We start from the raw sequence: 12,610 nt of genomic DNA on the forward strand, positions 1-12,610 counted from the left end.
TGCAACCCGGGCCCGGCCTCGTCTTTATCGCGGACCATGAGCCACGTCCCCGTCTTCTTCCCCCCCGGCGCCCGCATCGCGGTGCTGACCTGCGAGCCCGTGGGCGTGCTGGACTATCTGGCGCCCGAGGGCGGCGTGCGGCAGGGCCAGCTGGTGCTGGTGCCTCTGGGCCCGCGCCGGGTGCTGGGGCTGGTCTGGGCCGAGGGCACGGGCGATTTCGACCTGGCCAAGCTGCGCGCGGTGTCGAAGGTGCTGGACGCCGAACCCTTCGCGCCCGGCTTCCTGGATTTCCTGACCCGGGCGGCCGAATACACGCTGACCCCGCTGCCCCTGATGCTGCGCATGGCGACCCGCGCGCCCGACATCGACCAGCCCCCCGCCGCGCGCCGCATCATCGTGCCGGGATCGGGCGTGGTGCCCCGCGTGACCGAGGCGCGGACCCGCGTGATGGCCGTCATGGCCGAGCATGGCGGGGCGAGCTTCGCGGCATCAGAACTGGCGCAGCTGGCGGGCGTTGGCAGTTCGGTCGTCAAGGGGCTGGTCGGCACCGGCACCCTGGCCGAGATCGAGGCGCCGCGCGATCTGCCCTATCCCGCGCTGGACCCGGGCCGGCCCGGCAAGGCGCTGGACGGGGATCAGCAGGCGGCCTCGGACCGGCTGCGGGGCGCGGTGCGGGGCGGGGCCTATGGCACGACCCTGCTGCGTGGCGTCACCGGATCGGGCAAGACCGAGGTCTATCTGGAGGCCGTCGCCGAATGCCTGGCGCAGGGACGGCAGGCGCTGGTCCTGCTGCCCGAGATCGCCCTGTCAGCCGAGTTCCTGGACCGCGTCGAGGCGCGGTTCGGCGCGCGGCCCGGCGAATGGCACAGCGGCATCACCCGGACCGAGCGGCGGCGGCTGTGGCACATGGCCGGGCGGGGGCAGGTGGGGCTGGTCGTCGGCGCGCGCTCGGCGCTGTTCCTGCCCTTCCGCGATCTGGGGCTGATCGTCGTCGACGAGGAACATGACGGCAGCTACAAGCAGGAGGATGTCGTCTATTACTCGGCCCGCGACATGGCGGTGCTGCGGGCCTCGATCGCGCGGGCGCAGGTGGTGCTGGCCTCGGCCACGCCATCCCTGGAAAGCTGGGTGAACGCGGCTGCGGGCAAATATGCGCGGCTGGACCTGCGGTCGCGCTATGGCGAGGCGGATCTGCCGCAGATGGCCGCCATCGACCTGCGCGCCGAAGCCATGGAGTCGGGGCGCTGGATCTCTCCGACCCTGGCGGCTGCGGTGACGGCGCGGCTGGAGAAGGGCGAGCAGTCGCTGATCTTCCTCAACCGGCGCGGCTTCGCCCCGGTGACGGTCTGCCGGGCCTGCGGCGAGCAGATCGCCTGCCATCAATGCGATGCGCGCATGGTCGAGCACCGCTTTCAGAACCGCCTGGTCTGTCACCAATGCGGCGAGACGCGGCCCATTCCCACCGCCTGCCCCTCCTGCGGGGTCGAGGGGAAGCTGGCCCCCATCGGTCCCGGCGTCGAGCGCATCGCCGAAGAGGTCGCCGCCCGCTTTCCCGAGGCCAAGGCGACGGTGCTGTCCTCGGACCTGTTCCATTCGGCCCGGGCGCTGAAGGAGACGATCGCCGAGATTTCCGAGGGCGATACCGACATCATCATCGGCACCCAGATCGTGGCCAAGGGGCACAATTTCCCGCGCCTGACGCTGGTCGGCGTGGTCGATGCCGATCTGGGCCTGCAGGGCGCCGACCTGCGCGCGGCCGAGCGCAGCTTTCAGCTGATGCGGCAGGTGGCGGGGCGGGCGGGGCGCATCTCGGGCGCGGCGCCGGGGGTGGCACTGCTGCAGACCCACCAGCCCGACCATGCGGTGATCCGTGCGATCCTGTCGGGGCAGGACGAGGCCTTCTGGGATGCCGAGGCCGCGGGGCGGCAGGCGGCGGGCATGCCCCCCTATGGCCGTCTGGCGGGGATCATCCTGTCGCATCCCGATCTGGACGTGGTCAGCGACTTCGCCCGCCATCTGGCCGGGCTGGCCGCCCCCCTGGCCGAGGTCGGGGCCGAGCTGTGGGGGCCCGCCCCCGCGCCCATCGCCCGGGTGCGCGGGCGGCACCGGATGCGCATGCTGATCCGCGCGCCGCGCCAGGCGCCGTTGCAGGCGGCGATCTCGGACTGGCTGCGGGGCGTCAGATTGCCCGCGAACCTGCGGCTGTCGGTCGACATCGATCCGCAGAGCTTCCTGTAAGGGGCAGGCAGGGGGCATCCTGCCCCCTGACCCCCGGGGGATATTTCAGCCAAGATGAAGGCGAGCCTCAGTTCTTCAGCACGATGCAGCGTCCGCCCAGGCTTTGGAACCGGGTGCAGAAGCGGGCGGCCTCGGTCCGGGTCGGATAGCCGACCTGGGCGGTATAGACCGCGCGGGTCATGCCGTTCATGCGCTTGCGGACATAGCCCACGCGCGCGCCGTCATCGAGGATCGGGCGCAGGGTGCGGTTCAGCCGCGCGACCTGCTGGGCCGCGCCCGACTGGCTGGGATGGCTGGCCACGATCACGCCCCAGGGCATGGCCGGGGGCTGGGTGGTGAATTCGCGCAGGGAGCGATCGCCCGCCATCCGCTCGCAGGCCGGGCGGAAGGGTTGGTCGGGGGCCAGGGCCAGCTTCAGATCATCGGCGGGCGGCGGATTGTCCCGCCAGCGATGGGCGCTGAAGCCGGTGATCGATTCGACGTAATCGACCGTCTCGAAGGGCAGGGTCGTAGCCTGGGCGACGAAGCGGGCGGCGCGGTTCTCGCCGCCGTTATAGGCGACGGCGGCCAGGCCGATATTGCCGAAGCGGTCGCGCAGCTGGCCCAGATACCAGGCCGACTTGCGGATGGCCTGGGCGGGGTTGAAGGGATCGTCCAGCCGGTACATCTCGGCCGTGCCGGGCATGAACTGGGCGATGCCCAAGGCGCCTGCGGGGCTGACCGCCGAGGGTTCGAACCGGCTTTCCTTCCACAACAGCCGCGCAAGGAAGGCCGGATCGAGCGCGTTTTCCGAGGCCGTGCGCTCGATCAGCTTGCAGACATCGGCAGCATAGCTTTGCCGAACCACGCAGTCGCGCCCGTCATCCGTGCAGCGCCGGTCCTCGGTCTGGCGGGGGGCGGGGCGACCGTCCAGCGCGTCCACGGCGGGACGCGCCGACAGGCCCGGCGCCATCAGGCACGACAGCCCGAGGGCCATCAGGGCCCCGAGGGTGGTGCGGCGGATCGGGGTCATCGCGGGCAACGGGGGCAGGACCGCGGCGTCACGTGTCCTGCTGATCCGCCTTGGCCTTGCGGTCCTTGTCCTTGCCGGGTTTGCCCTTGCCCGGCTTGGCCTTGCCGGCGCCGTCCTTCTTGGCCTTCTGCGTCTCGGCCTTGACCGAGGCGGCGTCCTGGGCCTTGGTGGCGGCGGCAGCGGCCTTGCGCTCGGCGCGGCGGGCCTCTTTCTCGGCGTCCTTCTGGGCCTGCTTCTCGGCCTTGCGGGCGGCCTTGCGTTCGGCCCGGGCGGTTTCCTTGTCGGCCAGCTTGGCCTGCTTCTCGGCATCCTTCTGGGCGGCGGCGGCCTTCTGCTTGTCGGCCTTGCGCGCGGTTTTGGCGGCCTCCTTCTCGGCGGGGGTCGCCGGGGTCTTGGCGGCTTTCGGCGCCTTGACCTTGCTCCGGGCCTGATCGGCGGGCTGGTCGAGTTCGATGGTGCTGTCGCTCATGGGCGAGATCCTTGCGGGAGGGGCGGGGGGAAGATCGGTCGCAGCGGTCTCGGGCGGTGTCGCCCGGCGCTTGGGCATGCGATGAGGCTCGGTGCGCAGGTCGGTCTTGCGCGCCTCGGCCGGCTTGCGACCGGCGGGCTTGCGGGCGATGGTCGCCGCCTTGCGCTTGGCGGCCTGCGCGGCGCGCGCGGGCTTGGCCGGCGCGGCCGTCGTCCCGGACCCCGCCTGCAGCGGCGAGCGCAGCCCGCGTTCGCGGCGTTCGCCCTGGGCGCGGCGGATGGCGGCGCGCAGGAACTTGACGCTGTCAGGATCCTCGGATGTCTCGGCCTGAGCACGGGCCTCGTCCAGGCGGGTGATCAGCGCCAGAAGCGCCTTGTCATCCAGGGCGCCCAAGGCAGGCTGCCGTCCCTGCTCGACCAGGGCCAGAAGATCCCCGGACAGCGTTTCCTGTTCCCGCTTGGAGTGATTGGGCATTGCGTGACCTTCGACGTACGGCTGAACTTTCGGCACGACTTTGCGCAGGATCGCGCCGCTTTGCAATTGGAAAGGCCCCGGAAATCTCCGGGGCCGTGTCCTTGTGGCGCAGATGCCCGCCCCGTCAGCGCGCGGGAACGGCGCTTTCGACCGGCGAGACGAAGGGAGTCTCGGGGCTGGCAGTCTGGGCGCTGGTCGTCTGGGGGCTGGCGAAGGGATCGCTGACGATGGTCGGCTGGACCGGGCTGGCGGCGGGGGCCGCCGACATGGCCGCATAGGGATCCATGACGGGCTGGCCGACCGACAGGGTCGCGGGCTGTACGGATGCCTGCGGCATGGCCTGCATCGCGGATTGCGGCACTGCCTGAACCGTCTCGGCGGCGGCCAGCGCGGGATCGGCGACTGCGGCGGTCTGCGTGGCGGGCACGACATAGCCCTCGGGCGTCTCGGTCATCGGGCCTTCCAGGCGCAGGCTTTCCTCGGCCGAGCGGACCACGACCTCGGTGCCGGTGGGGATCTCCTCGAACAGGTCCATGACATCCTGGTTGAACATCCGGATGCACCCCGCCGAGGTCGCCTTGCCGATGGACGAGGGGTCCAGCGTGCCGTGGATGCGGTAATAGGTGTCGACGCTGCCCTGATAGAGATACAGCGCCCGCGACCCCAAGGGGTTCTGCGTGCCGCCGGGCAGGCCGCCCGCGAACTGGCCGTAGAGCTGCGGTTCGGACCGCAGCATGTTGTCGGTGGGCCGCCAGCTGGGCCAGGAGGCCTTGCGCGCGATGGTGGCGCGCCCCTCGAAGGTCAGGCCCGCACGGCCCACGGCCACGCCATAGCGCATCGCCTGGCCATTCGGCTGGACGTGATACAGCACGCGCGCATAGGGATCGACGACGATCGCCCCCGGCGCCTCGGAGCCGTTATAGGGCACCAGCTGGCGCGTGTTGCGGTCGTTGAGATAGGCGGCACGGACCGCCGGGATCTGGATCGGTTCGCCCTCGGGCCCGGTATCGACCCGGCCCTGGTACATCTCGGGGATCTGGACCGGCTGCTGGGGAGAGGTGGCGGTCTCTTGCGTGGGCGCGCAGGCCGCCAGGCCCAGAGCCAGCGCCGCGAAAAGGGAAGCGAGGCGCATCGTTGCATGTTCCTTGTTCATCGCCGGGCCCGTCGGCAGAGACCGACCCGAGGCAGCATCTGTCATCATCCTGCACCACAACCCCCGGGGGCCGGTGCGGGTCTTGCCCATGTCAATGGGGTCCCCGGAACGCCGGCGTCAACCCCGCGGCGCCGCTCCGCGCGCTCAACCCGCGCTTGTTCTCTGCCTATGTGGCTTGACGGTCTCAGGTAAATCACCTTTTCGCATTCTCCGAACACCTTGACGTGTGCTTCGGTTGCATCGCGTGCGCGCAAAAACCCCGCTGCCGGGCGCCATCGGGCAGGGATGGCGCGCCGAGCGGCGGGGGGCACCGCTGCGGGGGCGGATTGCGGCCCGGAACCGCCCGGCCTAGGTTTGGTTCCGTTCCGGACGGTCGCTCCGCCCGGTCCCGCTGCAAGAGGCCGCCCCGTGACCCCACCTTCCCAGACCCTGCCCCCCGACGACACGGCCCGCGCCAGTGCCCGCCCCGGCGCCCTGGCGCCCTTGGGCTATCGCGATTTCCGCCTGCTCTGGGGGGCGACGCTGGTCTCGAACTTCGGAGGGCTGGTGCAGGCGGTGGGGGCCGCCTGGCTGATGACGCAGCTGACCGACAGCGCGACGCTGATCGCGCTGGTGCAGGCCTCGAACACGCTGCCGGTGATGCTGCTGGCCATCGCCTCGGGCGCCTTGGCGGATATCTTCAACCGCCGCTCGCTGCTGATGGCGGCGCTGGTCTTCATGAGCGTCGTGTCGGTGGCGCTGGCGGTCGTCGCCTGGACGGGCGGGCTGACGCCGTGGCTGCTCTTGGGCTTCACCTTCCTGCTGGGGGCGGGACAGGCGGTCTACAACCCGCCCTGGCAGGCCAGCATGGGCGATCTGGTGGCGCGCAAGGACCTGCCGGCGGCGGTCAGCCTGAACTCGGTCGGCTTCAACCTGATGCGCAGCGTGGGACCGGCGGCGGGCGGCCTGATCGTGGCGACCCTGGGCGCTGCCGCGGCCTTCGCGGTCAATGCGCTCAGCTATCTGCCGCTTCTGGGCGCCATGGCGCGCTGGCGGCCCCGGCTGGCGCCGCGCGTCACCACGCCCGAGCCCTTCATGGCCGCGATGGGCGCGGGCCTGCGCTATGTCGCGCTGTCACCCAACCTGATGCGGGTGATGCTGCGCGGCGCGCTGTTCGGCTTTGCCGCCATCGCGGTGCTGGCCCTGCTGCCGCTGGTCGCAAAAAGCCATCCCGAGGGCGGCTCGCTGCTGTTCGGCGGGCTTCTGGGCTGCTACGGCATCGGCGCCATCGCGGGGGCGCTGCTGAACCCGCGCCTGCGGGCGCGGCTGGACAACGAGCATGTCACGCGCATGGCCTTCCTGGGCTTCGCGCTGGCGGCCCTGGCCCTGGGACAGACCGAGTCCGTCTGGCTCCACGCGCTGGCGATGCTGCCGGCGGGGGCTTCCTGGGTGCTGGCCCTGTCGCTGTTCAACGTGACGGTGCAGCTCTCGACGCCGCGATGGGTCGTGGCGCGGGCGCTGGCGCTGTACCAGACGGCGACCTTCGGCGGCATGGCGACCGGCGCCTGGATCTGGGGCACGGTCGCCGGCGCGCAGGGGCTGGAGACGGCGCTGACCCTGGCCGGCCTGGTGCTGATCGCCGGCGCGGGCATCGGGATCTGGCTGCGTGCGCCGGAATTCGGCGCCGTGGATCTGGACCCCGTGAACCGCTTCCGCGAACCGGCGCTGCGGCTGGATCTGCGCGGCCGGTCGGGGCCGATCATGGTGATGGTCGATTACCTCGTCGATCAGGACGACGTGCCCGAATTCCTGCGCCTGATGCGGTTGCGCCGCAACATCCGCCGCCGCGATGGCGCCCGCAACTGGGCGCTGCTGCGCGATCTGGAACATCCCGACCAGTGGAGCGAAAGCTATCACATCGCCACATGGGAGGAGTATGTCCGCCACAACCTGCGCCGCACCAAGACCGATGCCGAGGTCGCCGTGGCCCTGCGCGCGCTGCACCGGGGCGAGGCCGACCCGCTGGTCCACCGCATGATCGAGCGCCACAATGTCGGCCCCCAGGACGACGTCCCCCTGATGGGCAAGATCGAGATCCCCTGACCGACGGCCGGTCCCGGCCCCCACCGCCGCCGGGGGCTGTCTGCCCCCGGCCCGGCGCGACGCGCGCCGGGCGTTCGACGCTGAAAAAGGTCCGATGGACCTTTTTCCGGGCGCGTCTCACCCCCCGAGGATATTTTCGGACCGCTGCAGAGGTTAGGAGGTTCTTAAAGCATTTCGGTCTTAACCTGACACATACCCTGCCGCGTGGAAGTAGTTCCAGCACTCCTGGGGCGAGAGCATGCTGCAGATGTCGCCAAGGGCTTTGAACAGGTCCTCGAAGGTTCGTGCGCCCATTTTTCGAAGATGCGCCTTCAGCTTCGAGAATGCCTGCTCGATAGGGTTCAGGTCGGGGGAATAGGGCGGCAGGTACAGGAACCAGCATTTGGCGGCGCGGATCGCTTCGGCGGCCTCGACGTTGCGGTGGGTCGCCAGGTTGTCGAGGATGACGACCGTGCCGGGCGTCAGGTCCGGGGCCAGGACATCGCGGACATAGGTCGCGAAGGCGGAGCCATCCATAGCCCCCTTTTTCACCCAGGGCGCGATGAGCCCCTCCGACGTGAGGCCTGCGATGAAGGTCTGCGTGCCCCAGCCACCGAAAGGCGCGTCCATCCGCAACCGCTGGCCGCGGCAGGCGCGCCCCCGCAGCCGGGTCAGGTTCGTCTTCACGGAGGTTTCGTCAATGAAGACCAGCCGCTCGGGCTGACGACGCAGGAAGGGAATGCGCCGCTCCTGCCACTCGCGCCGGGCTTGCTTTACGCGGGCGCGGTGCTGTTCGGAGGCCGCCACCGATTTTTTTTATAGGTGAAACCGAGCCGCTTGAGCAGCGCCGCAATCGAGGAGTGATGCACCTTCACGCCCTCGGCCATGGCCAGCGCATCGCGCAGTTCATAAAGCGTGATATCCGGATCCTGGGCGACCAGCTCCTCAAGAAAGGCCTGATGCGGCGCAAGCTTTCCGCGCCCGCGTGGCCGCCCTTGCGGCGCAGGCACTGCATTCCCGTGCTGCCGGATCGCCCGGGCCCAACGAGACCCCGTCGCAGGCGAGAGCATCAATCGCGCCGCCGCGGCTCGTCCGCTCAAACCCTCTTCGAGACAAGCCTTGAACCGCGCACGCAGCGCATTCGGTAAAGGTGCTGACATGATCCATCCTCCCAGAAAAAATGAATCACAAGAAGACCCCTTTGGAAATACCATGATCCCGGGTTTTGCAGAAACGCTCTAACCTTTCGCGGCTATCCAGGGCTCACGGTACAGGCGGGGACGCCGATGACCGTGACCGAAGCAGGCACCCTGCCTGACGCTGGAGCGATCCCCGGCAGGCAGGGTGATCCGGGTCACCACTTTCCGGCTCCTGCATTGGTCCGCAAATATCCCGGGGGGAGTCCGCAGGACGGGGGGCAGCGCCCCCCGGCGGCGCCTACAGCCTGTCCCGCCAGCGATTGACCAGCGGATAGCGGCGATCCAGCCAGAAGGCGCGGGTCGAGAGGCGCGGCCCCGGCGCCGCCTGATACCGCTTCCACTCGCTGGCATAGAGCAGCTTTTCGACATGGCGCACCGTGTCGGCGTCGAAGCCTTGGGCCACCAGATCGGCCAGCGACAGGTCCTTCTCGACCAGCCCATCCAGGATCGCGTCCAGCACCTCGTAGGGGGGCAGCGAATCCTCATCCTTCTGGTCGGGGCGCAGCTCGGCTGAGGGAGGCTTGGTGATGATCCGGGGCGGGATCACCTCGCCCGCGCGGCCCATCATCCAGTCGCGGTGGTTCGCGTTGCGCCAGCGACAGGTTTCGAACACCCGTGTCTTGTAGAGGTCCTTGATCGGATTGTAGCCGCCCGCCATGTCGCCATAGATGGTAGCATAGCCCACCGCGACTTCGGACTTGTTGCCGGTGGTCAGCAGCATCTCGGCGAACTTGTTCGACAGCGCCATCAGCATCACCCCGCGCAGGCGGGACTGGATGTTCTCCTCGGTGATGTCGGGCGCCGTGCCCTCCATCAGATGGGCCAGCGCCGCGCCGACCGCATCGCGGGCTCCGTCGATCTGGACCGTGTCCAGCCGCGCGCCAAGCCGGGTGGCGCAGTCGGCGGCATCGTCCAGGCTGCTCTGCGCGGTGTATTCCGAGGGCAGCATCACGCAGCGCACGTTCTCCGGCCCGATCGCGTCGGTGGCGATGGTGGCGACCAGTGCGGAATCGATGCCGCCCGACATGCCCAGCAGCACCTTGCGGAAGCCCGACTTGCGCAGGTAGTCGCGCAGGCCCAGCACCATCGCCGCGTAATCCTGCTCCCAGGCATCGGGCTGGGGCGCCAGAATGCCCGGCTCGGCCTGCCAGCCCTCGGGGCCGCGCCGGAAATCGACATGCACGACCGCCTCCTCGAAGGCCGGCAGCTGCACGACCTTGTGGCCGCCGGGGTTCAGCACGAAGCTGGCCCCGTCATAGAGCTGGTCGTCCTGGCCGCCGACCATGTTCACATAGACCAGCGGCAAGCCGGTTTCCACGACGCGGCCGACCATGTGGCCCATGCGCAGGTCCAGCTTGTCGCGGTGATAGGGGCTGCCATTCGGGACGATCAGGATCTCGGCCCCGGTCTCGGCCAGGGTCTCGGCCACGTCGGGATACCAGCTGTCCTCGCAGATCGGGCTGCCGATGCGGGCCGGGCCCACCGGATAGGGGCCGCTGATCGGGCCGCTGTCGAAGAGGCGCAGCTCGTCGAAGAGCTGCTTGTAGGGCAGGTGATGCTTCAGCACCCGCGCGACCAGCGCGCCGTCCCTGAACACCCACCAGGCGTTATACAGGCGATCCCCGTCGCGCCACGGCCCGCCGATGCCCAGAGCCGGGCCGTCCGTCAGCGAGGTGCCCAGCTCCAGGATCGCCGCCTCGGCCTGGGCGGTGAAGGCGGGCTTCAGCACCAGATCCTGGGTCTGATAGCCGGTGATGAACATCTCGGGCAAAGCCAGCATGTCGGCGCCGGCGGCGCGGGCTTGATCCCAGGCCGCCCGGGCGCGCGCGGCATTGCCCGGAAGGTCGCCCACGGTGGCGTTCAGCTGGCCGATGGTTAGGCGGAAGCGGTCGGTCATGATCAGGCACCTCGGTTGGTTGGCCCTTGGATAGGGGATCGCGGGCCCAAGGAAAAGTCGGCCTTTGCGCGCGGGGCCGGGCTGGGGTAGACCTTCGGCAAAGCACGAAGGGGCACAGGCGATGAAAGCGGCGATCGGGACGGCCATGGCTCTGGTTCTGGCGGGCAGCCTTTCGGGACCCGCGGCGGCTCAGGTCGTCACCCGCCAGTATGACGATGGCGGCGTCTACGAGGGCACGTTCCGCAACGGCCAGCAGCACGGCCAGGGCAGCTATGTCCTGCCCAACGGCTATCGCTACGAGGGCGATTGGGTCGAGGGGCAGATCATGGGCCAGGGCCGGGCCGAGTTCCCCAACGGCTCGGTCTATGAGGGTCGCTTCGCGCGCGGCAAGCCCGATGGCACCGGCAAGATCACCTATGCCGATGGCGGCACCTACGAGGGTGAATGGGCCGCCGGAGAGATCAGCGGCACTGGCATCGCGCGCTATGCCAACGGGTCCGTCTACGAGGGACAGTTCGCGCGGGGCCTGCACGAGGGCAAGGGCGTGCTGACCCAGGCCGACGGCTATCGCTACGAGGGCGACTGGACCGCAGGCGTCAAGGAGGGGCAGGGCCGCATCACCTATCCCGACGGCGCCACCTATCAGGGCGGCATGCTGGCCGGCCAGCGGGCCGGGCGCGGGAAGCTGGTGATGGCAGACGGGCTGACCTATGACGGGGTCTGGGCCGCGGGGCAGATGTCGGGCACGGGCGTGCTGGTCCAGTCCACCGGCGACCGCTACGAGGGCCAGCTGGAGGGCGGGCGTCGTCAGGGCTCCGGCGTCGCGACCTATGCCAATGGCGATGTCTATGACGGCGATTTCGCCGATGACCGCCGCCACGGGCAGGGCACCTTTACCGGCGCGGACGGCTATGTCTATGTCGGCGAATGGGCCGAGGGCCGGATGGAGGGGCGCGGCCAGATCACCTATCCCGACGGTTCGGTCTATCTGGGCCAGATGCATGCCGACCGCCCCGACGGCACCGGCAAGATCACCTATGCCGACGGCTCGACCTATGAGGGCGAATGGGCCGAGGGCGTGATCGAGGGCGAGGGCCGCGCCGCCTATGCCAATGGCATGGTCTATGAGGGCAGCTTCTCCAATGCCCGCAACAACGGGCAGGGGCGCATGTCCTATCCCGACGGCTATGTCTATTCCGGGGCCTGGCGCGACGGCCAGCGCCATGGCGAGGGGCAGGCCACCTATCCCGACGGGACCGTCTATACCGGCACCTTCGTGGACGGGCTGCGCGCGGGCACGGGGCGGCTGACCACGCCCGACGGGTTCATCTATGAGGGGGGCTGGGCGGCCGGAGAGATCGACGGCACCGGCGTCGCCACCTATGCCAATGGCGACCGTTACGAGGGCACCTTCGCCGCCGGAAAGCGGCAGGGGCAGGGTGTCATGACCTATGCCACCGGGCAGATCGCCTCGGGCGAATGGCAGGACAACCAACTGATCGAGGCAGATGCGCCGCCCGAGGGCACGGCGGATGGCGCGGCGCCGGAGATGCCCGCCGAGGCGCCCTGATGCGGTTCCTGTGTCTCACCGAGAGGCAGGGTCCCTCGGGCGCGCGGCCATGACCGTCCCCGGGCTGCAGTTCCGCCGGGCCCGGGCCGAGGATCTTGCGGACATCGTGGCGCTTCTGGCCGACGATCCCCTAGGCGCGCAGCGCGAGCAGGCCGATGTGCAGGGGCTGGCGCCCTACCGGGCGGCCTTCGCGCAGATCGAGGCCGATCCGAACCAGTTTCTTTGCGTGATCGAGCAGGCGGGCCGGATCGCCGGAACGCTGCAATTGAGCATCCTTCCGGGCCTGTCGCGCGGCGGGGCCCTTCGGGGCCAGATCGAGGCCGTCCGCGTCGCCCGCGACCTTCGCGGGGCGGGGATCGGCCGGGCGGCCTTTGACTGGGCGATCGCCCAATGCCGGGCACGGGGATGCACGCTGGTGCAACTGACCACCGACAGAAGCCGTGCCGACGCCCATCGCTTCTACGAGGGGCTGGGGTTTGAGGCCTCGCATCTGGGCTACAAGCTGTCCCTCGACTGAGGCGGGGCTGGCCGTCGTCG

General features: G+C 69.9%; 9 protein-coding genes. 4 read left to right on the top strand and 5 right to left on the bottom strand.

Translation table 11 applies throughout. The features are described 5' to 3' along the window. Positions 1–36: 36 nt before the first annotated feature. The gene (locus FA743_RS07295; protein ID WP_136885208.1) at positions 37–2,238 is read left to right on the top strand and encodes a primosomal protein N'; all 2,202 of its coding nucleotides are present in this window, start codon (positions 37–39) and stop codon (positions 2,236–2,238) included. Positions 2,239–2,305: 67 nt separating this feature from the next. Here the strand turns inward: FA743_RS07295 and FA743_RS07300 are convergent, their stop codons facing one another. From FA743_RS07300 to FA743_RS07310, 3 genes are all read right to left on the bottom strand, one after another. After that, the gene (locus FA743_RS07300; protein WP_246054869.1) at positions 2,306–3,250 is read right to left on the bottom strand and encodes a lytic transglycosylase domain-containing protein; all 945 of its coding nucleotides are present in this window, start codon (positions 3,248–3,250) and stop codon (positions 2,306–2,308) included. A 28-nt stretch (positions 3,251–3,278) separates the two neighbouring features. Beyond that, entirely contained in the window at positions 3,279–4,193 is a 915-nt protein-coding gene (locus FA743_RS07305) for a hypothetical protein (protein ID WP_136885209.1), read from the bottom strand. A 124-nt stretch (positions 4,194–4,317) separates the two neighbouring features. Next, on the bottom strand, positions 4,318–5,325 hold the full coding sequence (locus tag FA743_RS07310) for a L,D-transpeptidase (protein WP_136885210.1): 1,008 nt from the start codon (positions 5,323–5,325) through the stop codon (positions 4,318–4,320). A gap of 429 nt (positions 5,326–5,754) precedes the next feature. Here FA743_RS07310 and FA743_RS07315 point away from each other — a divergent pair, with 429 nt between their 5' ends. Then, on the top strand, positions 5,755–7,428 hold the full coding sequence (locus FA743_RS07315; protein ID WP_281281773.1) for an MFS transporter: 1,674 nt from the start codon (positions 5,755–5,757) through the stop codon (positions 7,426–7,428). A gap of 180 nt (positions 7,429–7,608) precedes the next feature. On the opposite strand, the gene FA743_RS07320 is transcribed toward FA743_RS07315, so the two are convergent. Together FA743_RS07320 and FA743_RS07325 are read right to left on the bottom strand one after the other, a co-directional pair. After that, positions 7,609–8,567, bottom strand: a protein-coding gene (locus FA743_RS07320) for an IS630 family transposase (RefSeq protein WP_136885212.1) whose coding sequence is annotated in 2 segments (ribosomal slippage) — positions 7,609–8,223 and positions 8,226–8,567 — 957 coding nt in all. Because the reading frame shifts where the segments join, the coding sequence is not laid out codon by codon here. A 277-nt stretch (positions 8,568–8,844) separates the two neighbouring features. Further along, on the bottom strand, positions 8,845–10,503 hold the full coding sequence (locus FA743_RS07325; protein WP_136885213.1) for an NAD+ synthase: 1,659 nt from the start codon (positions 10,501–10,503) through the stop codon (positions 8,845–8,847). 121 nt (positions 10,504–10,624) lie between these two features. Between FA743_RS07325 and FA743_RS07330 the strand changes: the two genes are divergently transcribed. Then, on the top strand, positions 10,625–12,073 hold the full coding sequence (locus FA743_RS07330) for an MORN repeat-containing protein (protein ID WP_136885214.1): 1,449 nt from the start codon (positions 10,625–10,627) through the stop codon (positions 12,071–12,073). Positions 12,074–12,122: 49 nt separating this feature from the next. After that, positions 12,123–12,590 carry a GNAT family N-acetyltransferase gene (locus FA743_RS07335; RefSeq protein ID WP_136885215.1) on the top strand — a complete coding sequence of 156 codons (468 nt, stop codon included), beginning with the start codon at positions 12,123–12,125 and terminating at the stop codon, positions 12,588–12,590. The last annotated feature ends 20 nt before the right edge of the window (positions 12,591–12,610 follow it).

This window comes from Paracoccus gahaiensis, assembly GCF_005048225.1.
Taxonomy (GTDB): domain Bacteria; phylum Pseudomonadota; class Alphaproteobacteria; order Rhodobacterales; family Rhodobacteraceae; genus Paracoccus; species Paracoccus gahaiensis.

What these genes read in the sequence shown, in the direction of transcription:
- FA743_RS07325 (WP_136885213.1), bottom strand. Translation starts at nt 10,503, where the DNA reads ATGACCGACCGCTTCCGCCTAACCATCGGCCAGCTGAACGCCACCGTG.
- FA743_RS07330 (WP_136885214.1), top strand. Translation starts at nt 10,625, where the DNA reads ATGAAAGCGGCGATCGGGACGGCCATGGCTCTGGTTCTGGCGGGCAGC.
- FA743_RS07295 (WP_136885208.1), top strand. Translation starts at nt 37, where the DNA reads ATGAGCCACGTCCCCGTCTTCTTCCCCCCCGGCGCCCGCATCGCGGTG.
- FA743_RS07335 (WP_136885215.1), top strand. Translation starts at nt 12,123, where the DNA reads ATGACCGTCCCCGGGCTGCAGTTCCGCCGGGCCCGGGCCGAGGATCTT.
- FA743_RS07310 (WP_136885210.1), bottom strand. Translation starts at nt 5,325, where the DNA reads ATGCGCCTCGCTTCCCTTTTCGCGGCGCTGGCTCTGGGCCTGGCGGCC.
- FA743_RS07300 (WP_246054869.1), bottom strand. Translation starts at nt 3,250, where the DNA reads ATGACCCCGATCCGCCGCACCACCCTCGGGGCCCTGATGGCCCTCGGG.
- FA743_RS07305 (WP_136885209.1), bottom strand. Translation starts at nt 4,193, where the DNA reads ATGCCCAATCACTCCAAGCGGGAACAGGAAACGCTGTCCGGGGATCTT.